Here is a 23,900-nt window from a genome sequence, read left to right as displayed (position 1 = left end):
CGCAAATTGGCGGATATCGACCCCTTCCGAGCCGGAATTTCCCATGTTTACCCGCATCGCACTCTTTCTAGCCACCAACTTTGCAGTGCTGATCCTGGCCGGCATCGTGATGTCGCTGCTGGGGGTCAATCCGAACCAGATGAGCGGCCTGCTGGTGATGGCTGCGATTTTCGGCTTCGGCGGTTCCTTCATTTCGCTGCTGCTGTCCAAGTGGATGGCCAAGCGCTCCACCGGCGCGGTGGTGATCACCGAGCCACGCAACCAGACCGAGCGCTGGCTGCTGGCCACCGTCGAGCGCCAGGCCAAGGCGGCAGGCATCGGCATGCCCGAAGTGGCGGTCTACGATGGCCCGGAGATCAACGCATTCGCCACCGGCGCCAACCGCAACAACGCGCTGGTGGCGGTGTCCACCGGTCTGCTGCAGAACATGAGCGAAGACGAGGCCGAAGCCGTACTGGGCCACGAGATCGCCCACGTGGCGAATGGTGACATGATCACCATGGCGCTGCTGCAGGGTGTGTTGAACACCTTCGTGATCGTGCTGGCGCGCGTGGTCGGCGGCGTCATCGACAGCGCGCTGTCGGGCAACCGCGAAGGCGGCGGCCGCGGGTTCGCCTACTACATCATCGTGTTCGTGCTGGAGATGGTGTTCGGCCTGTTCGCGACCATGATCTCGATGTGGTTCTCGCGCCATCGTGAGTTCCGCGCCGATGCCGGTGGTGCCTCGCTGGCGGGTCGCCAGAAGATGATCGCCGCGCTGGAGCGCCTGCAGCTCAACCACGGCCAGAGCACGCTGCCGACCCAGATCGCCGCCTTCGGCATCGCCGGTTCGACCGCGAAGAAGCTGTTCATGAGCCATCCGCCGCTGGAAGAGCGCATCGCCGCGCTGCGGGCCTCGACGGTGGTGTAAGCCTCCGGTTGCAACGCACTGCTACAGGAACGCCCGGCCCCGTGCCGGGCGTTTCTGTTTGCGCGTCGGCAGCATCGACGCGTGCCCGCAGGATCGTTTCCGCGACTGCGGAGGGGTGTCACTTTCAAGGTCGAAGGCGAAGCGGCCGCTTCGCTCGCCGGGCATGGCCCGGCGCTACCCGTCATCGTCGTGCAGCTGTGGTTCTTGACCTTGGGTCCGCCTTGAGCGAGCCGAGCACCGCAGGTCCGGCGAGGGCGAAGAGGTGCGGGTGTCTGAGCGCAGCGAGTTCCCGCACCGTCCCTCGACGGACCGAGGAGCGAAGGGAACCGGCGTGCACAGCACGTCGGCTCGCGTCCTGGCGGCGTGTTTCTTTGGTTACTTTCTTTGCACGAGCAAAGAAAGTGACAAGCACGATCACTGCGGATACGAAAACGGCACCTTCACAGGTGCCGTCTCCATGAACCGCTTTACAGGGAAGCTCAGAACTTCGCGTCGAACTCGGCCGCATAGCCCGTGTTGACCAGCACCTTCTGCAGCGACTCGGCCACCTTTAGGTTGCCCGCCACCACCTGCTGGGTTTCCGGACCGCGGTTGTCCATGCGTGCAAGCGGCGCTCCCTTGAAATCGCACACCTTGCCACCGGCCTCACGCACCAGCAGCACGCCGGCCGCGATGTCCCAGGCCTTCACCCCGGCCTCGAAGTAGGCGTCGGCGCGACCGCAGGCGACATAGGCCAGGTCCAGCGCAGCGGAACCGGTACGGCGGATGTCCTCGGCCTGCACCAGCAGGGCATCGACCGCCTTCAACTGGGCGCCGGCACGGGCGCGCTCGCGCGGAGCGAAGCCGGTCTGGATCATGGTGCCGCCCAGGTCCTTGCGATCCGCCACGCGGATGCGACGGTCGTTCAGCACGGCGCCCGCGCCACGGCTGGCGGTGAACAGCTCGTTGCGCAGCGGATCGAAGATGACCGCGTCGGTCGGCTCGCCGTTCTCGACCAGGGCGATCGATACACAGTAGTGGGGCACGCCGCGCAGGTAGTTGCTGGTGCCGTCCAGCGGATCGATGACCCACATGTGGCGATGTTCGCCCTGCACGCCGCCTTCCTCGCCAAACACGCCGTACTCGGGATACGCGCGCTTGAGCTCCTTGACGATGACCTTTTCCGCGTCCGCATCGACTTCGCTGGCGTAGTCCATCCGCCCCTTCTGCACCACGTTCAGTGCCTCGAGCTTGTTGATGTTGCGCAACAGGACGTTGCCGGCGAGGCGGGCGGCCTTGACCATGACGGTGACGGCGGGTTTCTGCATGGCGTGGGCTCCCGGAAAGGCAGAAGGGTAGGACTGGCGGGGGAAAAGAGCGGGTCCGGCGCAGTGGCCGGCCGCACAGTTTACCATTGGTCATCGTCCAGCTCGACCTTTTCCCTGTTCATGTCCCAGTTCCCCGCCGCCACCCGCCTCCGATTCGTCCTGGTCGGAACCCAGCATCCCGGCAACATGGGCGCCGCCGCCCGCGCCCTGAAGACCATGGGCCTGGCCCGCCTGGTACTGGTGGCCCCGGAAAAACCGCTGGACGAGGAGGCATTCCGCCGCTCGGCCGGCGCCGAGGATGTGCTCGGCGATGCGCCCGTGGTGGCCACCCTGGCCGAGGCCGTCGCCGACTGCCGTCTGGTGCTGGGGTGTACGGCCCGCGCACGCCGGGTCCAGCTGGAGGAGTACCTGCCCGCCGACGCAGCGGCCCGTGCGGTCGCCAAGGCCGGTGAGGGTGCCGAGGTGGCGCTGGTGTTTGGCCGGGAACGGACCGGCCTGACCAACGAGGAGCTGCAGCTGTGCCACGCGGCGGTGCACATTCCGTCCGATCCGGCGTTCAGTTCGCTCAACCTCGCCGCCGCCGTGCAGGTGTTGGCCTACGAGGTGCGCATGCAGCTGCTCGGCGCCCAGCCTGCCGTTGGCGCCGAACCGGGCTTTCGTGAGCAGGTGGCCAGCCACGAACAGATGGAGAGCTTCTTCGCCCAGCTTGGCGACACCCTGGACGAGATCGATTTCCACAAGGGCCGTGCGCCGGAGTCGGCGATGCGCAAGCTGCGCCGCCTGTTCCTGCGCAGCGAGCCGAGCGAGCAGGAAGTGCGGTTGCTGCGCGGCATCCTGGCCGATGCCCAGCGCATGGCGCGTCTGGCCAAGCCGGGCAGTCACAACGGCTGACGACGTTCTCATTTTTTCGGGTAGTCTGTCCGGATACCCAGGGGGGGGATGAAACCGGTGTCGGGTCTGCGAACGGCAATGCAGGGGGCGCTGCTGAGCCTGGCCATGGTCCTGCTGGCCGGAACGGTGCGTGCTGCGCCGGATCCGGTGCTGGTGCTGGGCCGGATCAGCGACGATCCCAAGGCCCATTACCAGCAGCTGCAGCCGCTGCTGGACTACGTGGTGGCACGCATGCAGGACGTCGGCATCCAGGAGGGGAGGATACTGATGGCGCGTGATCCGCAGCAGATGGCCAGCTATCTGCGGCGGGGGCAGGTCGACTGGGTCACGGAAACCGCCGGAACCGCAGTGGCGTTGGGGCAGCGCAGCGGTGCGCGGCCGTTGCTACTGACCGAGCGCAATGGCGTGCGTGAGTACCAGACCGTATTCTTCGTGCGCCGCGACAGCCCGTTCCAGCGGCTGGAGGACCTGCGGGGCCACCGCCTTGCGCTGCAGAACACCGCATCCACCAGCGCCTACCTGGTGCCGGTGATGACGTTGCTGGGCCACGGGTTGTCCCCACAGATCCTCGCGGGTACGTGGGACGCTCCGGGCACGGACAGCGTCGGCTATGTGTTCGCCCGCAGCGAGCTGAACATCGCCACCTACGTGCACAAGGGCGTGGCCGATGCGGGCGCGGTGAGCAGCGTGGACTGGAACGATGAGCGGCGCATGCCGCGGGCGTTCCGGCGCGACTTCCGCGAACTGTTGCGCACGGAGCCCTATCCTCGCGCCGTGGAGGTGGTGCGCGCCGACCTGGATGCACGCGTCCGTGATCGCCTGCAGGAGGTCCTGCTGCAGGCGGCCAGTGATCCGCAGGCACAGGCAGCGCTGCACCGTTTTTTTGGTACTTCCGGTTTCCACCGCGTCGACGCGCATGCGCAGCAGCGGCTGGATGAATTGAAACAAGGATTGACGCGCGTGCGGATGGAAGTGGAATGAAGTGGCTCGGCTCGGGAATGCAGGCGCGGTTCCTGCTCGCGATGGGCGGGGCGATGCTTGTGGTGGTGGCGATCCTGGCGGTGCTGCTGGGGCGGCAGGCGGCGATGCAGAGCGAGGTGCGCAACCTCAGCGGCGGCGTCATCCATGAACTGTTCGACCGCAGCGTGCGCAGCCGCGGCGAAGCGATCGCCCGTGAGCTTTCCGATGCGCTGGCCAACCCGCTGTACTACCACGATCTGGACCAGGTCGGCGCACTGGTGCGCAGCACGTCGCGGCAGCCCGTGGTGCGCTATGTGCTGGTGTTCGACGAACGTGGCCGGCTGGTGCACGACGGTTCGGTGGAGGTCGCCGCCTTCGGTCAGCCCATGGGAGATCCCCTTGCGCCGGGCGCGATCGCCGCGCGGACGCTGGTGGTGCAGCAGTCGCCAAAGGTGCTCGACAACACGATGCCGATCATGGTCGGCAACCAGCGCATCGGCGGCGTCCGCGTCGGCATGGCGCTGGACGAAGTGCAGCAGCGCGAGCAGGCCGCCAACGCAACGCTGGGCGAGCGCCTGCAGCAGGTCGGCAGCCGTCATCTGGGCTGGCTGCTGCTGATGCTCGGCCTGCTGGTGGTGATCGGCGTGGCGGTGATCTTCTACGTGCAGCGCACCCTGGTCGCGCCGATCCGCGACCTGGCGGTGGCGGCCCGTCGCATCGAAGCCGGCGACTACCAGGCGCCGCTGCTGGAGAATACCCGCGACGACGAGGTCGGCGAGCTGGTGCGGGGATTCGCCCGCATGCGTGATGCCATCGCCCGCCACGACCGCGAGGTGCGGCACATGGCCTACACCGACGCACTGACCGGCCTGACCAACCGCTTGGCGTTCCGCGAAGCCCTGGACCACCGGCTGATGGCCGCGCGTGCGTCCAAGCAGCGGTTGGGCCTGTTGTTTGCGGACATCGACGATTTCAAGCGGGTCAACGATACGCTCGGGCATGAAGCGGGCGACGAAGCACTGCTGCAGTTTGCCCAGCGGATCGGCCGCGCCGTCGCCGAGGCCGGCGGCGATGAGGCGCTGCTGGCCCGTTTTGGCGGCGACGAGTTCGTGATCCTAGTCGGCGACGGCGATGTCGCTGCCAATGCGCGGCTGCTGGCCGAGGTGCTGGTGCGCGAACTGGGCAAGCCGCTGGTGGTGCAGGGCAGGGAGCTGTTCCTGGGCACCTCCATCGGCGTGACCCTGTTCCCGGACGATGCCGCAGACGCGACCACACTGCTGAAGAACGGCGACATCGCCATGTACCAGGCGAAGATGGCCGGCAAGAATTGCTACCGGTATTACAGCCGGGCGATGGACCATGCGGTCGAGCGCCGCGTGCACATGGAACAGGAACTGCGCGGCGCCTGGGAGCGCGGCGAGCTGCGCCTGGCCTACCAGCCGATCTTCCGCACCCGCGACCGGCGGATGGTCGGCGTCGAGGTGCTGCTGCGCTGGCAGCACCCCACTCTGGGCACGATCCCGCCGTCGGTGTTCATCGAAGTGGCCGAGCAGAGCGGGCTGATCGAGGTGATCGGGCCGAAGGTGCTGCGCGCGGCCTGCATGGAAGCGTCGCAGTGGCCGCGCAGTGCGGGCGGCGATGATCTGTTCGTGTCGGTGAACGTGTCGCCCCGGCAGCTGCGTGGCGGCGAGCTGCCGTCACTGGTCGCACAGTGCCTGCATGAGTCGGGGCTGCCGGCTTCGCGCCTGCATCTGGAACTGACCGAGACCGCCGTGATCGGTGATGAGATGGTGGCCGCGCAGTTGCTGGACAAGCTGCATCGCACCGGCGTCAAGGTGTGGCTGGACGACTTCGGCACCGGCTTCTCGGGCTTGAGCCACCTGCGCCAGGTGCCCGTGGACGGCGTGAAGATCGACAAGAGTTTCATTGCCGACATGCAGCGTGATCCGGACGACCTGGCGCTGACCACGGCGATCATCGCCATGGCCCACGCGCTGGGCATCACGGTGGTTGCCGAGGGCATCGAGCAGCAGGCGCAATTCGAGCTGCTGGCCCAGCGCGGCTGCGATCTTGGCCAGGGCTACTGGCTGAGCCACCCGGTCACCGCGACCGAAGTGGTGCGGATGATCGAGTCCGGCGTCTGAATCCTGGTTCAGGGGTCAGATCCCTTTCTGCAGGAAACGGCTCTGACCCCGGCGGGATCGCTACAGCGGGCGCTTGCTCGGGTCGCCGGGCAGTTCCCGCACCAGCTTGGGAACCAGGTAGCCGGACAGGCGCGCGGTCAGGCCGGCGATCAGCTCCCTGGCGCGGGTGTCATCCACCTCGAAGTGGGCCACGCCCTCGACCCGGTCCAGCTGGTGCAGGTAATAGGGCAGCACGCCGGCGGCAAAGCTGCGTTCGCTCAGTTCCTGCAGCGCCTGCACGCTGTCGTTGACGCCACGCAGCAGCACTGCCTGGTTCAGGAGCTGGGCGCCGGTGCCACGCAGGCGCGCCATTGCCGCGTCCACGCTGGCATCGAACTCATTGCGATGGTTGGCATGGACCACGATCGCCAGCGGCCACGGCAGGCTGCCCAGCCAGGCCAGCAGCTCGTCGTCGACCCGTTCCGGCAGCACGATCGGCAGCCGGGTGTGGATGCGCAGGCGACGGATGTGCGGAATCCGCCGCAGCGCGTCGGTCAGTTCGACCAGCTTGTGGGTGGCCAGCGACAGCGGATCCCCCCCGGACAGGATCACTTCGTCGATATCCGGATCGGCGGCGATGGCGTCCACCGCTTCCCACCAGCCGCCCTTGGCGGCATTCTCAGCGGCGTAGTCGAAGTGCCGGCGGAAACAGTAGCGGCAATTGATTGCACAGCTGCCGGTGGCGATCAGCAGCGCCCGGCCCCGGTACTTCTGGATGACCCCGGTCGCCTTCCTGGCCGCACCATCGCCCACCGCGTCGAAGCTGAACCCGGGAACGACCTGCATCTCGTCATTGACCGGCAGCACCTGGCGCAGCAGCGGGTCGGCCGCATCGCCCTTGCGCATGCGGGCCACGAACCCGTCCGGTACGCGCAGCGCGAACTGGGCCATGGCCGCCTCGGACACGCCCAGTGCGACCGGATCCAGCTCCAGCCGCGCCAGCAGTGCGTGCGGGTCGCGCAGCGCCTGGCGCCAGAGTTCCTGCCAGCGTGCGGGTGCACCCGGCGACGACGGGCGGGGAAAGGCGGAAAGCTGCATGGAGAGGGGGCCTGCGGTTATCATGGGGGCAGAAAAACAGTCGCCCACCGGCATCCGGTGGGCTTTCCATTCTACCGGCTCGCCGCACCCGCGGCGGTTTTGCCATTTGAGGAGCTTGAGCATGGCCACTGTGGGCATGAATGACGTCAAGAACGGGATGAAGATCCTGGTCAACAATGAACCGGCGGTCATCACCGATACCGAATACGTCAAGCCGGGCAAGGGCCAGGCGTTCACCCGCGTCAAGTACCGCTTCATCCGTTCGGGCCGCGTGGTCGAACTGACCATGAAGGCGACCGACGACCTGGAAGTGGCCGACGTGGTCGACACCGACATGAACTACATGTACAGCGATGGCGAGTACTGGCACTTCATGGATCCGGAGACCTTCGAGCAGGTCCAGGCCGACAAGGCCGGCATGGGCGGCGCCGAAAAGTGGCTGAAGGGCGAGGAAGCCTGCATCGTGACCCTGTTCAACGGTGCGCCGATCTTCGTGCAGCCGCCGAACTTCGTCGAGCTGAAGATCACCGAAACCGATCCGGGCGTCCGCGGTGACACCTCCGGCGGTGGCGGCAAGCCGGCCACGCTGGAAACCGGTGCCGTGGTCCGCGTGCCGCTGTTCGTCAACCAGGATGAAGTCATCCGGGTCGACACCCGTTCGGGCGAGTACTCCTCGCGCGTGAAGTAATCCGGCGCAGCCGGATGACCTGTGAGCCGGGCCCAGGCCCGGCTTTCCGGGCATCGCCTGGAACCCGTTGCCGGCGTCCACGGCGCCGCAACGGACAGCCGCCGGGCATGGCCCGGCGCTACCGCCTCCCGTGAGGTTCTCCCCCCAGCCAAGTGAGCCTGCATGAGCGACAGCCCGCACCTCCCCGAAGCCTGCGACCTGCTCATCGAAGCCGGCTACGTCGTTCCGATCGAACCGCATGCCGTGGTGCTGGAAGACCATGCCGTAGCCGTGCGTGGCGGCGAGATCGTGGCCGTGCTGCCGCGTGCCGAAGCGCGGGCGCGCTTCCGCGCCGCGCAGGTGGTCAGCCGTCCGGACGCCGCGCTGATGCCGGGCCTGGTCAACGCGCACACGCACAACCCGATGACCTTGCTGCGCGGCGTTGCGGATGACCTGCCGCTGATGACCTGGCTGCAGGAGCACATCTGGCCGGTGGAAGCGGCGGTGATCGGCCCCGAGTTCGTCGCCGACGGCACCACGCTGGCCATTGCCGAGATGCTGCGCGGCGGCACCACCTGCGCCAACGAGAACTACTTCTTCGGCGACGTGCAGGCGGCGGTCTACAAGAAGCATGGTTTCCGCGCGCTGGTGGGGGCGGTCATCATCGATTTCCCGACCGCCTGGGCGAAGAGCGACGACGAGTACTTCGCCAAGGCCGGTGAACTGCACGACCAGTGGCGCAACGACAGTCTGATCGGCGTCGCGTTCGCACCACATGCGCCCTACACGGTCAGCGATGCCAATTTCGAGCGGGTGCGGATGCTGTCCGACCAGCTCGACATGCAGGTGCACCTGCATACCCATGAGACCGCGCAGGAAGTCAGCGACTCGATCAGGCTGCATGGCCAGCGTCCGCTGGCGCGACTCGATCGCCTCGGCCTGGTCAATGACCGGTTGATCGCGGTGCACATGACCCAGCTGACCGACGCGGAGATCCACCTGTGCGCCGAGCGTGGCGTCAGCGTGGTGCACTGCCCGGAATCGAACCTGAAACTGGCCTCCGGCTTCTGCCCCGCCTGCGCCCTGCAGCGCGCAGGCGTGAACCTGGCCATCGGTACCGATGGCTGTGCCAGCAACAACGACCTGGACATGTTCAGCGAGAACCGCACCGCGGCGATCCTGGCCAAGGCTGTCGCCAACGACGCCACTGCGCTGGACGCGGCCACCACGTTGCGCGCTTCCACGCTCGGCGGTGCCCGTGCGCTGGGCTTCGGCGAGCGGATCGGCTCGATCGAGGTGGGCAAGCAGGCCGATCTGGTCTGCGTGGACCTGTCCGCGCTGGAAACCCAGCCGCTGCACAACGTGCTTTCGCAGCTGGTGTACGCCACCGGCCGGCAGCAGGTGAGCGACGTCTGGATTGCCGGCAAGCCCAAGCTGGTGCAGCGCGAGCTGGTCGGCATGGACCTGCCGGGCATCATCGCCAACGCGCGCCAGTGGCGCGAGCGCATCCGCCATATCCGCGCCTGAACCCTGGCGCTGCAAGGATTCCCCATGACTGTCCCCCATGCTTCCTCCAATTTCGATCAGGCCGAGCTGGACAAGTTCGCCGCACTGGCCAACCGCTGGTGGGACGCCGATGGTCCGCAGAAGCCGCTGCATGCGCTGAACCCGGTGCGCCTGAAGTACGTGGCCGACCGCGTGCCGCTGCGCGGCGCACGCGTGCTCGACATCGGCTGCGGTGGCGGCCTGCTGAGCGAAGCACTGGCCCAGGCCGGTGCCGATGTCACCGCCATCGATCTGGCCCCGGAGCTGGTCAAGGTCGCGCGGCTGCACGCACTGGAAAGTGGTGCCAAGGTCGACTACCGGGTGCAGGCCGCCGAGGACCTGGCCGCTGAACAGCCGGGCAGCTTCGATGTGGTGACCTGCATGGAGATGCTCGAGCACGTGCCGGACCCCGGCGCGATCATCGAGGCCTGCAGGCGGCTGCTGAAGCCGGGGGGGCACCTGTTCCTGTCGACCATCAACCGCACGGCCGCCGCATTCGCGGTGGCCATTGTCGGTGCCGAATACGTGGCGCGCCTGTTGCCGAAGGGCACCCACCACTACCAGGAATTCATCAGGCCGGCCGAACTGGCACGCTGGTTGCGCGAGGCTGATCTGCAGCTGGCCGATGTCAGCGGCATGGCATACGAGCCGTGGCGCAACCGTGCCCGCCTCAGCACCCGCACCGACATCAACTACCTGGCCTACGCGGTCAAGCCGGCATGACCGCCACGCACTTCCCGCGCGCGGTGCTGTTCGACCTGGACGGCACCCTGCTGGACAGTGCGCCGGACTTCGTTGCCACCTGCGACGCCATGCTGGCCGAGCGTGGACGCGCGCCGATCGATCCGGCGCAGCTGCGCCCGGTGGTGTCCAAGGGCTCGCGGGCGATGATCGCGGCGGCCTTCCCGGACCTGGATGCGCATGCGCGCGACGCGCTGATCCCGGAGTTCCTGCAGCGCTATGAAGCGTTGATCGGCCAGCACGCGGTGCTGTTCGATGGCGTCGCCGGCATGCTCGCCGCGCTCGATGCTGCTGGAACGGTATGGGGCATCGTTACCAACAAGCCCGAGTACCTGGCGCGGTTGATCCTGCCGCAGCACGGTTGGCAGCAGCGCTGCGCCGTGCTGGTCGGCGGCGACAGCCTGGCCGAGCGCAAGCCGCACCCGCTGCCGCTGCTGCACGCTGCGCAGGCGATCGGTGTCGCGGCAAGCGACTGCGTGTATGTCGGCGACGACGAGCGCGACATCATCGCGGCGCGCGCCGCGGCCATGCCATCGGTGGCAGCGCTGTGGGGCTACCGCCTGCACAGCGACGACCCGTTGGCCTGGCAGGCCGATGTACTGGTCGAGAACGCCGCACTTCTGCAACTGGCCAGCCTGTGGCCAACCCGGCCGGCACGCCCGGCCCACCCGTAAGGACGATCGTAGTGAGCAGCACCGCGCTGGAAAGCTTCCTCGACAAATGGCGCAGCCGTTGGCCGGAATGGTCGGTGGCCGCGCCGTTCGTGGCCGAATCGCACCGTGAGTTGGCCGTAGCGTGGTTCGCGCTGCTGCAGGAATTCGACGACATGCTCAATACCAGCGGCGATCCGTTGCCGGCCGATGCCAAGCTGGCATGGTGGGGCGAGGAGCTGCGCAGCTGGGAAGGACAGCGTTCGCGCCATCCGCTGGGTCGTGTGCTGGAACCGGTGCGTGCGCCGTGGGCGCGGTTGGCGGAAACGCTGCCGGATCTGGTGGAGGCACGCACCGTCGCGCCGGATGCGGCCAGTGCCGAAGCTGCGCTGGCCCGCTACGCTGAAGCGGTCGCGGCCGTGGAAGTGGTGTTGTTCGATGACAGGCCGCGGACCGGTGCGGGCCGGGCCGTGCAGTTGCAGACGCTGGCCCAGCGCCTGCAGGACGCAGGCGTGGCCGGCGTGCCGCGCAGCCTGCTGGACGAGGACACCCGCTCCGCCGCGCAGCGCTGGGCGCAGCACCTGTTGAAGGGGTGGGGCACGCGCGTGCCAGGCCCGCGCCCGCGCCGCGTGTGGTCCAGCCTGGCCCGTGCACGCCTGACGGCCCAGGCGGCCGGCAAGCCGATCGAGGCGACCCCGCTGCGCACCCTGCTGCGGGCGTGGTGGGCCGCACGCGGCTGATTCCGTTGCCGCTGCGCTCGCCGGGCATGGCCCGGCGCTACCGGGTTGCAGGTTGTTGATTCCGTTGCCGCTGCGCTCGCCGGGCATGGCCCGGCGAGGGTGCACGCGGGTTACTTCCGCTCCAGCACCAGCAGCGGATCGATGCGGGTGTCGAACCAGTTCATGCCCCAGTGCAGGTGTGGGCCGGTGGCACGGCCGGTGGCGCCAACCGCGGCAATGACCTGGCCCTGCTCGACGCGATCACCGACCTTGACGTCGATGCGCGACAGATGCAGGAAGTTCGAGCTGACGCCGTAGCCATGGTCGATCAGCAGCGTGCCACCGGTCAGGTACAGGTCGGGGCCGGCAAAGGTGACCACCCCGGCGGCGGGTGCCTTCACCGGCGTGCCGGTCGGTACCGCGATGTCCATGCCGGAATGGCCGGCACCGGGCTGGCCGTTGTAGACGCGGGCATTGCCGAAGCGGCCGCTGATGCGGCCCTGCACCGGCCAGATGAAGGTCTGGGTGAAGTCGGTGCGGTCATCGTCGCGGGCACGCGCGGCGGTTACCTGTGCCTGCTCGCGCTTGATCCGTTCGGCAATGGCGGGCGGAGGATTGACCGTCTTCGGCGGTACACCGTTGACCCGTTCGGTCGGCCAGTCGCGCGGCGTCACCGAGATGGTGGCCGTTTCGCTGCCGCCGTCCGGGCGCTGCACCTGCACGCGCAGCGGCCCCTTTTCATCGCGGCCGATACCGAACACCACGCTGCCGTAACCGCTCACGCGCAGCGAGCGGCCGGCATACTGCACGCGGCTGCCGGCGGGAACCTTGCCGATCACCAGCGCGCCCTGCGACGCACTGGCAGGAAACACCACGCGGCTGTCGATCAGGCTGCCGATGCCATCCTGGGCCTGTGCCGCAGATACGGCCCAGAGGGGGGCGGCAACCAGCACCCCCAGCATGAGGAACCCACGCATCAGCGGTCGTAGGTCAAGCGCTGGCCGGCCGGCTCGCCCACCAGCGTGCTGCCGTCCCACACCCGCTGGCCGTTGACCCAGGTGGAGGCGATGCGCGACCGGAAGGTCGTGCCTTCAAACGGCGACCAGCCGCACTTGGAGAGCACGTCCTCGCGCTTGACCGTGAACGGCACGTCTTCCACCAGCACGAGATCGGCGAAATAGCCTTCGCGCAGGAAGCCGCGCTGCTCCACGTCGAACAGCTGGGCCGGGGCATGCGCGAATTTCTGCACCACCTGCTCACGGGTCAGTTTGCCCTCGTGCACGCGCTCCAGTGCGGCCACCAGCGCGTACTGCACCAGCGGCAGGCCGGACGGCGCCTGCGCATAGGGCTTCTGCTTCTCCTCCCAGGTGTGCGGGGCATGGTCGGTGGCCAGCACGTCCAGCACGTCGTCGGCCAGCGCGGCGGTGATCGCCTCGCGGTCGGCCACGTCCTTGATGGCCGGATTGCACTTGATCAGGTTGCCCTTGGTGGCGTAATCCGGGCGGGCGAAGTGCAGGAAGTGCACGCAGGTTTCGGCGGTGATCTGCTTGCGGCTGCCATCGGCCCGGATCAGCGGGCCCTTCTCGAACAGTGCCAGTTCGTCGGCGGTGGAGATATGCAGGACGTGCAGGCGGGTGCCGTGCTTGCGTGCCAGCGACAGCGCCAGCCGCGTCGACTTGATGCAGGCTTCGCGCGAACGGATGTCCGGGTGCATGTCCGGGGTCAGCGCGTCGCCGTATTTTTCCTGGAAGGCTTTCAGGTTGGCATCGATCATCGGCGTGTCTTCACAGTGCGTGATGATCGGGGTCGGACACTCGCGGAAGATCGCGTCCAGTGTTTCCGGGTTGTCCACCAGCATGTTGCCGGTGGACGCGCCCATGAACACTTTCACGCCCGGCGCCTTCTTCGGATCGAGCTGGCGGATGGCCTCAAGATTGTCGTTGCTGGCCCCGTGGTAGAAGCCGTAGTTGGCCCAGGCGCGGCCACGCGCCAGTTCGTGCTTGGCTTCCAGGATGGTGGAGTCCAGCGTCGGCGGATTGGTGTTGGGCATGTCCATGAAGCTGGTCAGGCCACCGGCCACGGCCGCTGCCGATTCACTGGCGATATCGCCCTTGTGGGTCAGGCCCGGCTCGCGGAAGTGCACCTGGTCGTCGATCATGCCGGGCAACAGCCAGCGGCCGGCGGCGTCCACCACCTGCTCGCCCTCGCGCGGCGCCAGCCCGGTGCCGATCTGCGCGATGCGACCGTTCTCGATGCGCAGGTCGCCGTCGAAGGTGCGGCCTTCATTGACCATGCGGGCATTGGTGATGAGCGTGGAGGACATGTCAGTGTTTTCCTGTGCAACGGCATGAAGGGGTGTCGGTGCGTTCGGGCACGAGGTCGACACCGCCGGGGTGGAAGGGGTGGCAGCGGCCGAGCCGGCGCGCGGCCAGCCAGCTGCCGCGCAGCGGGCCATGCAGGGAGATGGCTTCCATCGCGTATTCAGAACAGCTGGGCACGAAACGGCAGCGTGGCCCCAGCAGGGGGCTGATGAAGCGCTTGTAGAAGCGCAGCAGGGCAATGAGCAGGCGCGAGATCACCCAGTCATCTTATGCCAGTTGGCATGAAGGCCGCATTTGTGCAGGATGGGCCGTTGGTCGCATGTCGCCGATGGCCTGCGACCGGTACCGGCACCTTCGGGTGCCGGCCAGGTTCCGTACCGCGCGAGGCGGTCCGTGTTCGTCGGACTGCCCCTTGGGGGCCTTGACTCCAGGACTGAATGGAGCGGGGCTGTCGAGGTTGCTGCTGCGGGTCGGGTAGGCTATAAAGGCCCGCTTTCCCGGGCCCCGGGGAATCCAAGGAAGAGCGTTTCGTGGCTGCTAAAAAAACTGCAAAGAAGGCCGCAAAGGCCGCCAAGAAAACCGCCAAGCCTGTTGTGAAGAAGTTGGCGGCAAAGCCCGTTGTCAAGAAGCCGGCGGCCAAGCCGGCGACCAAGGCAGCGTCCTCGCAACCGGCGGCCAGGAAGGCCACCGCGAAAAAAACGCCGGCCAAGGCAAGCAAAGCGGCCGTCAAGAAGGCCGCTGCGCCGGTCAAGGCCAAACCTGCTGCTGCCAGCAAGAAGGCGCCGGCAGTGAAAAAGGCCGCCAGCAAGGCGGTGCCGGTCAAGAAGGCTGCTGCCAAACCGGCTGCGAAGAAGCCGGCAGCCAAGCCGGCGCCGAAGGCGGCGGTGAAAAAGCCGGTTGCAGCGCCAGCGGCAAAGAAGGCCGCGGCGCTCAAGCCGGCGGCCAAGCCTGCCGCTGTAAAGAAGGTCACCAAGAATATCGCCACGCCGGCTGCCAAGCCGGCACCGGCCCCCGTAGTGAAGTCCGCACCGAAGCCTGCCGCAACGCAGGCTCCGGCCAAGCCTGTCCCGGCCAAGACCGCGGCAGGTGCTGCAGCCAAACCGGCATCCAAGCCGGCCTCGGCCGCTGCATCTTCCGCATCGACCGCCCCGCAATCCAAGAATCCCGTGCCCGTTTCGAAATCGCCTGCCAAAACCGCCGTGAAATCCGATCCCGCTCCGAAGACCGTGTCGCGCCCTGTCGGCAAGGTCGCCGTGGCCGTCGCCGCCCGCTCGGCCGCCCCGGCCCCGCGCAGCAAGTACAAGGTCGTCGAGTACAAGACCGACGAGGCCACCGGCCGCCCGATCCTGCCGGCCGGTTACAAGCCGTCGTCGGAAGAGGAATACATGAGCCCGCTGCAGCAGGAGTACTTCCGCCAGCGCCTGCAGAACTGGCGCGCGGATCTGGTGGAGGAGTCCAAGCAGACCATCGAGAATCTGCGCGAGGAAGTGCGTGACATCGGCGACGAGGCCGAGCGTGCGACCCGTGAGACCGAGAACTCGCTGGAGCTGCGCACCCGCGACCGCTACCGCAAGCTGATCGGCAAGATCGACAGCACGCTCAAGCGCCTGGAAGCCGGTGATTACGGCTACTGCGTGGACACGGGTGAAGAGATCGGTCTGGAGCGCCTGGAAGCCCGTCTCACGGCCGAGCGCACCATCGACGCCCAGGAGCGTTGGGAACACCTGCAGAAGCAGCAGGGCGACTGATTCCCGGTCGTTGTCTGGTCATGCAGAAAAACCCGGCCTTGGCCGGGTTTTTTGTTGGGTTCACGTTGGCTGTGTAGAGCAGCGCCTTCCGGGTATCGGGTGGAGCCCGCGGGTGTAAGCTCGGCCGCGGTATCCATGCCGCGGACGGTTCTGCCCGGCCCCACCGACAGGCTCTCGACGCTTCCCTGCGTGCGCGGCCGATGTAGAGCCGAGCCCACGCTCGGCTCAGGCCGAAGCCGGAGGGCAAGGAATAGCAAAAGCAAAAGCAGCCAAGCATGGCTTGGCTCTACCAGGAGCGGTCATGCGTGCGCTCGCGGCTGTTGGGTCCGCCTTGTAGCGAGCCGAGCACCGCAGGGCACTGGCGCGCAGCGCCGGCTCGCGGATGGCGGCGTGTTTCTTTGGTGACTTTCTTTGCACGAGCAAAGAAAGTTACACCCCGCCGCGGTCGCGGAAGAAGCCCGCCGGGCGCGGCCCGGCGCAACCGCTGCGTGGGCGCACGGAAATGCGCAGCCGAGCATGGGCTCGGCTCTACAGGTTCACTGCAGGTCGCGAAGATTCAACTTGCGCAGCGTCGGGTTCTTCCACGCGGTGATCCCGGCCACGCTCAGCACCGCGAAGCCCCCCAGCACCACTGCCGGTACCAGGCCCAGCAGTCGTGCCATCGTGCCGGCATAGAAGGCGCCCAGTTCGTTGGACGAACTGATGAAGATGCCGTTGATCGACGATACCCGCCCACGCATTTCCTCGGGCGTCGCCAGCTGCAGGATGGTCGAGCGGACCACCACCGACACGCCATCGAAGGCGCCGTAGAACAGCAGGATCAGCGCCGACAGCCAGAAGTGCTGCGACAGCCCGAAACCGATCACGCACAGCCCGAAGCCCGCGACCGCAGACAACAGCACCCGGCCGGCGTTGCGGTGCAGGGGGTGCCGAGCAAGCCACAGGCCCACGCCGATCGAGCCCAGAGCGGGCGCAGCGCGCAGGATGCCCAGCCCTTCGGGTCCATGGTGCAGGATCTCATGCAGGAAGGCGGGCAGCATTGCCACCACACCGCCCAGCAGCACCGAGAACATGTCCAGCGCCATCGCGCCGACCATGATGCGGTTGCCGACCACGAAGCGCGCACCTTCGGCGATGCTCTGGAAGATCGGTGCTGCGGGGCCGCTGTGCACCGGTTCCTCCACCTTCAGCGTGGCCAGGCAGGCCACTGCCACCAGCGCGAAGGCCGTCGCCACGCCATAGGACAGCCCCTTGCCTCCCAGGCCGACCAGTACGCCGCCCAGCGCCGGACCCACCACCATGCCGGCCTGGAACACCACGGCGCCCAGTCCCGCACCGCGTGCGAACTGCTCGCGCGCCAGCACGCGGGCGAACAATGCATTGTAGATCGGCGAAAGAAAGGCACGGACCATGCCGGTCAGTGCGATCGCCGCATAGATCGGCCATACGCCGTGGAACGGCAGCCAGCCCTTGGCCACGCTGGTCAGTACCAGTGCGGTGGCGATCAGGCCGGAGCAGGCGACCATTCCCAGCTTGCGCCGCGGTAGATGGTCGACCAGATAGCCGGCGAACGGGGCCACGCAGAAGAACGGCAGCACTTCGGCCAGACCGATCAGGCCCAGCGAGAACGGATTGCGGGTAACTTCGTAGATGTGCCAGCCGACGGTGACGGCCACCACCTGGTAGGACAACATGGCGAAGATGCGGTAGGCCAGCAGCTTGGCGAAGCCCGGCCGGGCCAGCAGGCCCAGCGCCGTGTCTTCGGCCGGGGCGGTCCCGCTCACGGGTGTCCGCGCTGCAGCTGGGCCTGCGCCGTCTCGCGGATGAAGGCCAGCATCGCTGCGACGCCGTTGCTGCGGGTCGGCGAAAGATGGCGGGCCAGGCCGATGTCCTGGATGTAGCTCGGCTGCGTGTCCAGGATTTCCTGTGCCGAGCGCCCGGAATAGACACGCAGGGCCAGGAAGATCAGGCCGGAGACGATCGCCGAATCACTGATGGCGTGGAAGCGCAGCGACTGCGCATTGCCTTCCGGAACGATCCAGACCATCGACTGGCAGCCGAGCAGGCGGTGTTCTTCGGTCTTCCACTCTTCGGGGAAGGCCGGCAGCTTGCGGCCGAGGTCGATCAGGTACTGGTAGCGCTCGGACCAGTCGCCGAAGAAGCCGAATTCCTCGGCGATGGCGGCCTGGGCCTCGGCGGTGGTGGGTTCAAGCGGGAACGGGGAGTCGATCACTGCAATCTCTTCGGTGGGGGCGTGGCGGGCGCGGATCAGCCGCGCTTGCGCGACCAGCGCACGCCCTGCGGGGTGTCTTCCAGCACGATGCCTTCGGCGGCCAGCTGGTCGCGGATGGCGTCGGAGCGGGCGAAGTCACGCGCCTTCTTGGCGGCGGCGCGTTCATCGATGAGGCCCTGGATGCGCGCATCCTCGCCATCATCGTGGGCAACGGTGCCGAACCACTGCGCCGGGTCGGCCTGCAGCAGGCCCAGCGCCAGACCCGCACCGAGCAGCTCGCCTTTCAGGCGCGCCTGTTCGGCCGGCTCGATGGCGCGGCGTGCTTCGGCGGCGATGCGCGCCAGTTCGGCCAGTGCCTGCGGCGTGTTGAGGTCGTCATCCAGGGTTGCCTCGATCGTGGCCGGGATCACCGCCACGGCCGGAACCGCGGCGAGCTCGCGCAGGGTGCCGTAGAGGCGGTCCAGCGTGCGCACCGACTGTTCGATCAGCGCGTCGGACCAGTCCAGCGGCTGCCGGTAGTGGGCCGACAGCAGGGCCAGGCGCAGCGCTTCCGGCGGGTGCTGGCGCACCAGGTCGTGCACGCGTTCGATGTTGCCCAGCGACTTGCTCATCTTGGCACCGCCGAAATTGAGCATGCCGTTGTGCAGCCAGAAGCGGGCGAAGATCTTTCCGCCATGGGCGCATTCGCTCTGCGCGATTTCGTTCTCGTGGTGCGGGAACTGCAGGTCGACACCACCGGCATGGATGTCGATGGTCTCGCCCAGATGGGCGGCAGCCATCGCCGAGCATTCGATGTGCCAGCCGGGGCGGCCACGGCCCCACGGCGACGCCCAGCCCGGCAGGTCGTCGGTGGACGGCTTCCACAGCACGAAATCGCCTGGATCGCGCTTGTACGGCGCGACATCGACGCGGGCGCCGGCCAGCATTTCTTCCGGGTCGCGGCGGGAGAGCTTGCCGTAGCCATCGAAGCTGGCAACGGCGAACAGCACGTGGCCCTCGGCGGCATAGGCATGACCGTTGGCGATGAGCTGCTCGATCATGGTGATGATCTGCGGCATGTGCGCGGTCACTTCCGGTTCGATGTCCGGCGGCACCACGCCCAGCGCGGCCATGTCCTCGCGGTAGGCGGCGGCGAAACGGTCGGTGATGGTGCTGATCGGCACCCCCTGTTCGCGCGCGGCCGTGTTGATCTTGTCATCCACGTCGGTGATGTTGCGGGCGTAGCGCAGGGCGCCGAAACGCCGCCGCAGCAGGTCGGCCAGCACGCCGAACACCACCGGCCCACGGGCATTGCCGATGTGCACGTAGTTGTAGACCGTCGGGCCGCACACATACAGGGTCGGACAGGCCGGGTCGAGCGGAATGAACGGTTCGAGCTGGCGTGTCAGGTTGTTGTGCAGGCGCAGGGTCATGGGGGTGTGGCTGGGGGACAAGCCTGCGATTTTAGAACGTGTCGGCCCCCTTTGGGGCGACCGCCTGCCACCGGTGGACCCGGGGGCCACCCAGGTGGGGTGGGCAGGAGCGGCGCGGACGGGTAATGTTCAGCCCCTTGCGCTCGTCACTGCCTACACTATTGCCGTGTCCTTGCTCCCGTCGCCAATGAAATCCACCGCGTTGCTGACCCTGGCCTGGCTGTCGGCGTTGCCGGCCGTGGCTCTGGCCCAGGAGGGGGAGCCCCGCAACCGGGTGGTGATCGTGGAGAACGTGAAGTTCGACTACGCCCAGGTGCTGAACGTCGAGCCGGTGTTCCAGACCCTGCGCGCGACCCGGACCGAGGAGCACTGCGAGCCGGTGTCGACCCGGACCCTGGCCCCGGTGAACGTCACCGGCGAGGAGCCGACGGAGGACAAGGGCCGGATCAGCCGCTTCTGGGACTCGGTGCGCTCGATGTTCAAGCGCAGCGACGAGGAGGCGGTGGACGAGACCGCAGCCGAGACGCCGGCCGCGCCCACCGGTCCCACCAACAACGGGCCGATGCTGACCCGCGACTGCCGGATCGTTCCCGTCGGGCGCGAGTTCCGTCGGCCCATCGCCTACGACGTGGATTACGTCTACAGGGGCACCAAGTACCGCTCGCGCCTGCCGGAAGACCCTGGTAACCGGCTCAAGGTCCGGGTCTCGATCACGCCCTGGGTCGGCCCGGAGCAGGGCAGCGCCAGCAATCCCTGATTCTGGGACCCCGGCCCCTTGCGCCGGCGCCGGCCGCGTGCAAAGATGCCCGGCCATGAAGCTCACCGACTTCCAGCACGACAGCAGCGCAGCCCGACAGGCGTCGGGCATGACCTCGCGTGCCCGTCGACCGGAACCCCACATTCTCGCTGGGTAACCGGAGCTTTTTGCTGTTCGTCCGATAGAAACCCAGCCCGCCGGCTGGGTTTTTTCGTTTCCGCTTCCTGAAAGCTTCAACTGCAACGATTTCACCCCACCTTTGGTTTCCGCATTTCCCTTCCACCGCGTCGAACCTGACGCCGCCACGCAAGGAAAGATGATGTCCCCCAAGCACTTCCTGAACACCCAGGACTGGAGCCGCAGCGAGCTTGATGCGCTGCTGACCCAGGCAGCGCTGTTCAAGCGCAACAAGCTCGGCGACCAGCTCAAGGGCAAGTCGATCGCGCTGGTGTTCTTCAATCCGTCGATGCGCACCCGCACCAGCTTCGAGCTGGGCGCGTTCCAGCTGGGTGCGCACGCGGTGGTGCTGCAACCGGGCAAGGATGCGTGGCCGATCGAGTTCAACCTCGGTACGGTGATGGACGGCGATACCGAAGAACATATCGCCGAAGTGGCCAAGGTGCTGGGCCGCTACTGCGACATCATCGCCGTGCGCGCGTTCCCGAAGTTCGTGGACTGGGCCTATGACCGCCAGGACATCGTGCTCAACAGCTTCGCCAGGTATTCGCCGGTGCCGGTGATCAACATGGAGACCATCACCCACCCGTGCCAGGAACTGGCTCACGTGATGGCGCTGCAGGAGCACTTCGGCACCCAGGACCTGCGCGGCAAGAAGTACGTGCTGACCTGGACCTATCATCCCAAGCCGCTGAATACCGCCGTGGCCAACTCGGCGCTGACCATCGCCACCCGTATGGGCATGGACGTGACCCTGCTGTGCCCGACCGCCGACTACATTCTCGACGACCGCTACATGGGCTGGGCCGAGCAGAACGTGGCCGAGAGCGGCGGTTCGCTGAAGATCAGCCATGACATCGACAGCGCCTACGCCGGTGCCGATGTGGTCTACGCCAAGAGCTGGGGCGCGCTGCCGTTCTTCGGCAACTGGGAGCCGGAAAAGCCGATCCGCGACCAGTTCAAGCACTTCATCGTCGACGAACGCAAGATGGCACTGACCAACAACGGTGTCTTCAGCCACTGCCTGCCGCTGCGCCGCAACGTGAAGGCGACCGACGCGGTGATGGACTCGCCGCAGTGCATCGCCATCAACGAGGCCGAGAACCGCCTGCACGTACAGAAGGCGATCATGGCGGCGGTTGCCGGGCGCTGATTCTTTCCCATTCAAAAACCCCGCCGGGCATGGCCCGGCGCTACCAGGACATTACCCCCCATGAGCAACAAAGACGTCGTCCTCGCCTTCTCCGGTGGCCTCGATACCAGCTTCTGCGTGCCGTACCTGCAGGAGCGCGGCTACAACGTGCATACCGTGTTCGCCGACACCGGCGGCGTGGATGATGAAGAGCGTGATTTCATCGAGAAGCGTGCCGCCGAGCTGGGCGTGACCAGCCATGTCACCGTCAACGGTGGCCCGGCCATCTGGGAGGGCTTCGTCAAGCCGTTCGTGTGGGCGGGCGAGGGCTACCAGGGCCAGTACCCGCTGCTGGTCTCGGACCGCTACCTGATCGTCGATGCCGCGCTGAAGCGTGCCGCCGAGCTGGGCACCAACATCATCGCCCACGGCTGCACCGGCATGGGCAACGACCAGGTCCGCTTCGATCTGGCGGTGAAGGCGCTGGGCGACTACCAGATCATCGCGCCGATCCGCGAGATCCAGAAGGAGCACACCCAGACCCGCGCCTACGAACAGAAGTACCTGGAAGAGCGTGGTTTCGGCGTGCGCGCCAAGCAGCAGGCCTACACCATCAATGAGAACCTGCTGGGCGTGACCATGTCCGGTGGCGAGATCGACCGCTGGGAAGCTCCGGGCGAGGGCGCACGTGGCTGGTGCTCGCCGCGCAGTGAATGGCCGGAACAGGCGCTGACCGTCACCCTGAAGTTCGTCGAGGGCGAAGCGGTCGAGCTCGACGGCAAGGCATTGCCGGGCGACCAGATCCTGGCCCAGCTCAACAAGCTGTTCGCTCCGTACGGCGTGGGCCGTGGCGTGTACACCGGCGACACCGTGATCGGCCTGAAGGGCCGCATCGTGTTCGAGGCCCCTGGCCTGGTTTCGCTGCTGGCCGCCCACCGCGCGCTGGAAGACGCGGTGTTGACCAAGCAGCAGAACCGCTTCAAGCCGGACGTGGCGCGCAAGTGGGTGGAGCTGGTCTACGAAGGCTTCTATCACGACCCGCTGAAGACCGACATCGAAGCGTTCCTGAAGTCCTCGCAGGCCAAGGTCAACGGCGAAGTGGTACTGGAGACCCGTGGCGGGCGCGTGGACGCGGTGGCGGTGAAGTCGCCGCATCTGCTCAACACCAAGGGCGCCACCTATGCGCAGTCGGCCGACTGGGGCGTGGAAGAGGCGGAAGGCTTCATCAAGCTGTTCGGCATGAGCTCCACGCTGTACGCGCAGGTCAATCGCGGTTGACCGCGATTGCGCTGGGGCGCTCCAGCAGAGGCGATACGGTAGCGCCGGGCCATGCCCGGCGGAATTTCACAGGAACTGTTGATTCATGCTTGAACAGACACTCGATCACCTGCAGGCCCTGGTGTCCTTCGACACCCGCAACCCACCGCGCGCGATCAGCACCGCCGGCATCTTCGATTACCTGCGCGCCAACCTGCCGGGTTTCACCGTTGAAGTGATCGATCACGGGGCCGGTGCGGTCAGCCTGTATGCCGTGCGCGGCACACCGAAGTACCTGTTCAACGTGCATCTGGATACGGTGCCGGATTCGCCACACTGGACTGCCGACCCGCACGTGATGCGCCGCCTGGACGATCGTGTGGTCGGCCTGGGCGTGTGTGACATCAAGGGCGCTGCGGCGGGGCTGGTGGCTGCGGCCAATGCCAGTGACGGCGACGCCGCGTTCCTGTTCTCCAGCGACGAGGAAGCCAACGATCCACGCTGCATCGCCGCGTTCCTGGCCCGTGGCATTGCCTATGACGCGGTGCTGGTGGCCGAGCCGACCATGAGCGAGGCCGTGCTCGCGCACCGTGGCATCAGCTCGGTGCTGATGCAGTTCACCGGCCGTGCGGGCCATGCGTCCGGCAGGCAGGATGCCGCCGCCAGTGCGCTGCACCAGGCGATGCGCTGGGGCAATCGGGCCCTGGATCATGTGGATTCCCTTGCATCTGCACGCTTCGGTGGCCTGACCGGCCTGCGTTTCAACATCGGGCGCGTCGAAGGCGGGATCAAGGCCAACATGATCGCACCGGCAGCCGAAGTGCGTTTCGGCTTCCGCCCCCTGCCCTCGATGGACATCGATGCGCTGCTGGCGACCTTCGCGGCTCTTGCCGAACCGGAAGCCGCGCTGTTCACCGAAACCTTCCGTGGCCCCAGCCTCCCGGCCGGTGACATCGCCGAAGCCGAGAACCGCCGTCTGCTGGCGCGTGACGTGGCCGATGCGCTGGAGCTGCCGATCGGCAACGCGGTGGACTTCTGGACCGAGGCATCGCTGTTCTCCGCGGCAGGCTATACCACGCTGGTGTTCGGCCCCGGCGACATTGCCCAGGCCCACACGGCCGATGAGTTCGTGACGCTGGAGCAGCTGCAACGCTATACCGACGCCGTGCACCGCATCATCGGCGCCGGCGCCTGATCAACCCCACAACGCCGCCATGCCCCGGCATGGTGGAACTGCAACGCGGCGACCGCC

General features: G+C 67.3%; 22 protein-coding genes. 14 read left to right on the top strand and 8 right to left on the bottom strand.

Annotated elements, in window-relative coordinates; all coding sequences use genetic code 11:
• Positions 1–43: 43 nt before the first annotated feature.
• A complete protein-coding gene (htpX, locus tag ACX9OW_RS09050) occupies positions 44–910 on the top strand; it encodes a protease HtpX (RefSeq protein ID WP_053520093.1) in 867 nt (288 codons plus the stop codon).
• Between the two features lie 479 nt (positions 911–1,389).
• Here the strand turns inward: htpX and ACX9OW_RS09045 are convergent, their stop codons facing one another.
• Positions 1,390–2,217 carry an inositol monophosphatase family protein gene (locus ACX9OW_RS09045; protein WP_053520092.1) on the bottom strand — a complete coding sequence of 276 codons (828 nt, stop codon included), beginning with the start codon at positions 2,215–2,217 and terminating at the stop codon, positions 1,390–1,392.
• 120 nt (positions 2,218–2,337) lie between these two features.
• Here ACX9OW_RS09045 and ACX9OW_RS09040 point away from each other — a divergent pair, with 120 nt between their 5' ends.
• Genes ACX9OW_RS09040 through ACX9OW_RS09030 form a run of 3 tightly spaced genes read left to right on the top strand, consistent with a single transcriptional unit; the run spans position 2,338 to position 6,212 of the window.
• On the top strand, positions 2,338–3,108 hold the full coding sequence (locus tag ACX9OW_RS09040) for an RNA methyltransferase (protein WP_053520091.1): 771 nt from the start codon (positions 2,338–2,340) through the stop codon (positions 3,106–3,108).
• Positions 3,109–3,156: 48 nt separating this feature from the next.
• Positions 3,157–4,089, top strand: coding sequence for a phosphate/phosphite/phosphonate ABC transporter substrate-binding protein (locus ACX9OW_RS09035; protein WP_111186437.1), 933 nt, complete (start codon positions 3,157–3,159; stop codon positions 4,087–4,089).
• Positions 4,086–6,212, top strand: coding sequence for a putative bifunctional diguanylate cyclase/phosphodiesterase (locus tag ACX9OW_RS09030; protein WP_053520089.1), 2,127 nt, complete (start codon positions 4,086–4,088; stop codon positions 6,210–6,212). Before ACX9OW_RS09035 ends, ACX9OW_RS09030 begins: the two co-directional genes overlap by 4 nt.
• 60 nt (positions 6,213–6,272) lie before the next feature.
• On the opposite strand, the gene epmB is transcribed toward ACX9OW_RS09030, so the two are convergent.
• The gene (epmB, locus tag ACX9OW_RS09025; protein WP_065175508.1) at positions 6,273–7,289 is read right to left on the bottom strand and encodes an EF-P beta-lysylation protein EpmB; all 1,017 of its coding nucleotides are present in this window, start codon (positions 7,287–7,289) and stop codon (positions 6,273–6,275) included.
• 121 nt (positions 7,290–7,410) lie between these two features.
• On the opposite strand from epmB, the gene efp reads away from it, so the two are divergent.
• The 5 genes from efp to ACX9OW_RS09000 all read left to right on the top strand — a co-directional run bounded on the left by efp (position 7,411) and on the right by ACX9OW_RS09000 (position 11,632).
• Positions 7,411–7,977, top strand: coding sequence for an elongation factor P (gene efp / locus ACX9OW_RS09020; protein WP_053520087.1), 567 nt, complete (start codon positions 7,411–7,413; stop codon positions 7,975–7,977).
• A gap of 162 nt (positions 7,978–8,139) precedes the next feature.
• Positions 8,140–9,483, top strand: coding sequence for a TRZ/ATZ family hydrolase (locus ACX9OW_RS09015; RefSeq protein ID WP_053520086.1), 1,344 nt, complete (start codon positions 8,140–8,142; stop codon positions 9,481–9,483).
• Between the two features lie 24 nt (positions 9,484–9,507).
• Positions 9,508–10,224, top strand: coding sequence for a bifunctional 2-polyprenyl-6-hydroxyphenol methylase/3-demethylubiquinol 3-O-methyltransferase UbiG (ubiG, locus tag ACX9OW_RS09010; protein WP_111186435.1), 717 nt, complete (start codon positions 9,508–9,510; stop codon positions 10,222–10,224).
• Positions 10,221–10,916, top strand: coding sequence for a phosphoglycolate phosphatase (locus ACX9OW_RS09005; RefSeq protein ID WP_065181926.1), 696 nt, complete (start codon positions 10,221–10,223; stop codon positions 10,914–10,916). The genes ubiG and ACX9OW_RS09005 overlap by 4 nt, the downstream gene beginning before the upstream one ends.
• Positions 10,917–10,927: 11 nt before the next feature.
• Entirely contained in the window at positions 10,928–11,632 is a 705-nt protein-coding gene (locus tag ACX9OW_RS09000) for a phytoene/squalene synthase family protein (RefSeq protein WP_459062195.1), read from the top strand.
• 110 nt (positions 11,633–11,742) lie between these two features.
• Here ACX9OW_RS09000 and ACX9OW_RS08995 read toward each other — a convergent pair whose 3' ends face one another.
• The 3 genes from ACX9OW_RS08995 to yidD are packed head-to-tail and all read right to left on the bottom strand — an operon-like array spanning position 11,743 to position 14,190.
• Complete coding sequence (locus tag ACX9OW_RS08995) at positions 11,743–12,588, bottom strand: M23 family metallopeptidase (protein ID WP_065181928.1); 846 nt, start codon at positions 12,586–12,588, stop codon at positions 11,743–11,745.
• Positions 12,588–13,934 carry a dihydroorotase gene (locus ACX9OW_RS08990; protein ID WP_459062194.1) on the bottom strand — a complete coding sequence of 449 codons (1,347 nt, stop codon included), beginning with the start codon at positions 13,932–13,934 and terminating at the stop codon, positions 12,588–12,590. Before ACX9OW_RS08990 ends, ACX9OW_RS08995 begins: the two co-directional genes overlap by 1 nt.
• Position 13,935: 1 nt before the next feature.
• Positions 13,936–14,190 (bottom strand): membrane protein insertion efficiency factor YidD, encoded by a 255-nt coding sequence (gene yidD / locus ACX9OW_RS08985; RefSeq protein ID WP_053519683.1) that lies wholly within the window; start codon positions 14,188–14,190, stop codon positions 13,936–13,938.
• A 272-nt stretch (positions 14,191–14,462) separates the two neighbouring features.
• Between yidD and dksA the strand changes: the two genes are divergently transcribed.
• Entirely contained in the window at positions 14,463–15,680 is a 1,218-nt protein-coding gene (gene dksA / locus ACX9OW_RS08980) for an RNA polymerase-binding protein DksA (RefSeq protein ID WP_459062193.1), read from the top strand.
• 536 nt (positions 15,681–16,216) lie between these two features.
• Here the strand turns inward: dksA and ACX9OW_RS08975 are convergent.
• From ACX9OW_RS08975 to cysS, 3 genes are read right to left on the bottom strand one after another with little or no spacing between them, the layout of a single operon-like run.
• The gene (locus tag ACX9OW_RS08975) at positions 16,217–17,464 is read right to left on the bottom strand and encodes an MFS transporter (RefSeq protein WP_111186432.1); all 1,248 of its coding nucleotides are present in this window, start codon (positions 17,462–17,464) and stop codon (positions 16,217–16,219) included.
• Positions 17,461–17,913, bottom strand: a complete 453-nt coding sequence (locus tag ACX9OW_RS08970) for a SufE family protein (protein ID WP_053519686.1) — start codon at positions 17,911–17,913, stop codon at positions 17,461–17,463. The genes ACX9OW_RS08975 and ACX9OW_RS08970 overlap by 4 nt, the downstream gene beginning before the upstream one ends.
• A 35-nt stretch (positions 17,914–17,948) precedes the next feature.
• On the bottom strand, positions 17,949–19,325 hold the full coding sequence (cysS, locus tag ACX9OW_RS08965) for a cysteine--tRNA ligase (RefSeq protein WP_065181932.1): 1,377 nt from the start codon (positions 19,323–19,325) through the stop codon (positions 17,949–17,951).
• 187 nt (positions 19,326–19,512) lie between these two features.
• Here cysS and ACX9OW_RS08960 point away from each other — a divergent pair, with 187 nt between their 5' ends.
• The 4 genes from ACX9OW_RS08960 to ACX9OW_RS08945 all read left to right on the top strand — a co-directional run bounded on the left by ACX9OW_RS08960 (position 19,513) and on the right by ACX9OW_RS08945 (position 23,843).
• The gene (locus ACX9OW_RS08960; RefSeq protein ID WP_459062473.1) at positions 19,513–20,082 is read left to right on the top strand and encodes a hypothetical protein; all 570 of its coding nucleotides are present in this window, start codon (positions 19,513–19,515) and stop codon (positions 20,080–20,082) included.
• A 319-nt stretch (positions 20,083–20,401) separates the two neighbouring features.
• On the top strand, positions 20,402–21,412 hold the full coding sequence (locus ACX9OW_RS08955; protein WP_053519689.1) for an N-acetylornithine carbamoyltransferase: 1,011 nt from the start codon (positions 20,402–20,404) through the stop codon (positions 21,410–21,412).
• Between the two features lie 60 nt (positions 21,413–21,472).
• The gene (locus ACX9OW_RS08950; RefSeq protein WP_053519690.1) at positions 21,473–22,669 is read left to right on the top strand and encodes an argininosuccinate synthase; all 1,197 of its coding nucleotides are present in this window, start codon (positions 21,473–21,475) and stop codon (positions 22,667–22,669) included.
• Positions 22,670–22,754: 85 nt separating this feature from the next.
• A complete protein-coding gene (locus ACX9OW_RS08945) occupies positions 22,755–23,843 on the top strand; it encodes an acetylornithine deacetylase (RefSeq protein WP_459062192.1) in 1,089 nt (362 codons plus the stop codon).
• The last annotated feature ends 57 nt before the right edge of the window (positions 23,844–23,900 follow it).

Source organism: Stenotrophomonas genospecies 5 (assembly GCF_054473825.1).
This window is presented reverse-complemented; position numbering and strand designations above follow the sequence as displayed.

What these genes read in the sequence shown, in the direction of transcription:
- ubiG (WP_111186435.1), top strand. Translation starts at nt 9,508, where the DNA reads ATGACTGTCCCCCATGCTTCCTCCAATTTCGATCAGGCCGAGCTGGAC.
- ACX9OW_RS09005 (WP_065181926.1), top strand. Translation starts at nt 10,221, where the DNA reads ATGACCGCCACGCACTTCCCGCGCGCGGTGCTGTTCGACCTGGACGGC.
- ACX9OW_RS08955 (WP_053519689.1), top strand. Translation starts at nt 20,402, where the DNA reads ATGTCCCCCAAGCACTTCCTGAACACCCAGGACTGGAGCCGCAGCGAG.
- ACX9OW_RS09045 (WP_053520092.1), bottom strand. Translation starts at nt 2,217, where the DNA reads ATGCAGAAACCCGCCGTCACCGTCATGGTCAAGGCCGCCCGCCTCGCC.
- ACX9OW_RS09030 (WP_053520089.1), top strand. Translation starts at nt 4,086, where the DNA reads ATGAAGTGGCTCGGCTCGGGAATGCAGGCGCGGTTCCTGCTCGCGATG.
- ACX9OW_RS09035 (WP_111186437.1), top strand. Translation starts at nt 3,157, where the DNA reads ATGAAACCGGTGTCGGGTCTGCGAACGGCAATGCAGGGGGCGCTGCTG.
- efp (WP_053520087.1), top strand. Translation starts at nt 7,411, where the DNA reads ATGGCCACTGTGGGCATGAATGACGTCAAGAACGGGATGAAGATCCTG.
- cysS (WP_065181932.1), bottom strand. Translation starts at nt 19,325, where the DNA reads ATGACCCTGCGCCTGCACAACAACCTGACACGCCAGCTCGAACCGTTC.
- ACX9OW_RS08960 (WP_459062473.1), top strand. Translation starts at nt 19,513, where the DNA reads ATGAAATCCACCGCGTTGCTGACCCTGGCCTGGCTGTCGGCGTTGCCG.
- ACX9OW_RS09040 (WP_053520091.1), top strand. Translation starts at nt 2,338, where the DNA reads ATGTCCCAGTTCCCCGCCGCCACCCGCCTCCGATTCGTCCTGGTCGGA.
- ACX9OW_RS08995 (WP_065181928.1), bottom strand. Translation starts at nt 12,588, where the DNA reads ATGCGTGGGTTCCTCATGCTGGGGGTGCTGGTTGCCGCCCCCCTCTGG.
- ACX9OW_RS09015 (WP_053520086.1), top strand. Translation starts at nt 8,140, where the DNA reads ATGAGCGACAGCCCGCACCTCCCCGAAGCCTGCGACCTGCTCATCGAA.
- htpX (WP_053520093.1), top strand. Translation starts at nt 44, where the DNA reads ATGTTTACCCGCATCGCACTCTTTCTAGCCACCAACTTTGCAGTGCTG.
- ACX9OW_RS08990 (WP_459062194.1), bottom strand. Translation starts at nt 13,934, where the DNA reads ATGTCCTCCACGCTCATCACCAATGCCCGCATGGTCAATGAAGGCCGC.
- ACX9OW_RS08950 (WP_053519690.1), top strand. Translation starts at nt 21,473, where the DNA reads ATGAGCAACAAAGACGTCGTCCTCGCCTTCTCCGGTGGCCTCGATACC.
- epmB (WP_065175508.1), bottom strand. Translation starts at nt 7,289, where the DNA reads ATGCAGCTTTCCGCCTTTCCCCGCCCGTCGTCGCCGGGTGCACCCGCA.
- ACX9OW_RS08945 (WP_459062192.1), top strand. Translation starts at nt 22,755, where the DNA reads ATGCTTGAACAGACACTCGATCACCTGCAGGCCCTGGTGTCCTTCGAC.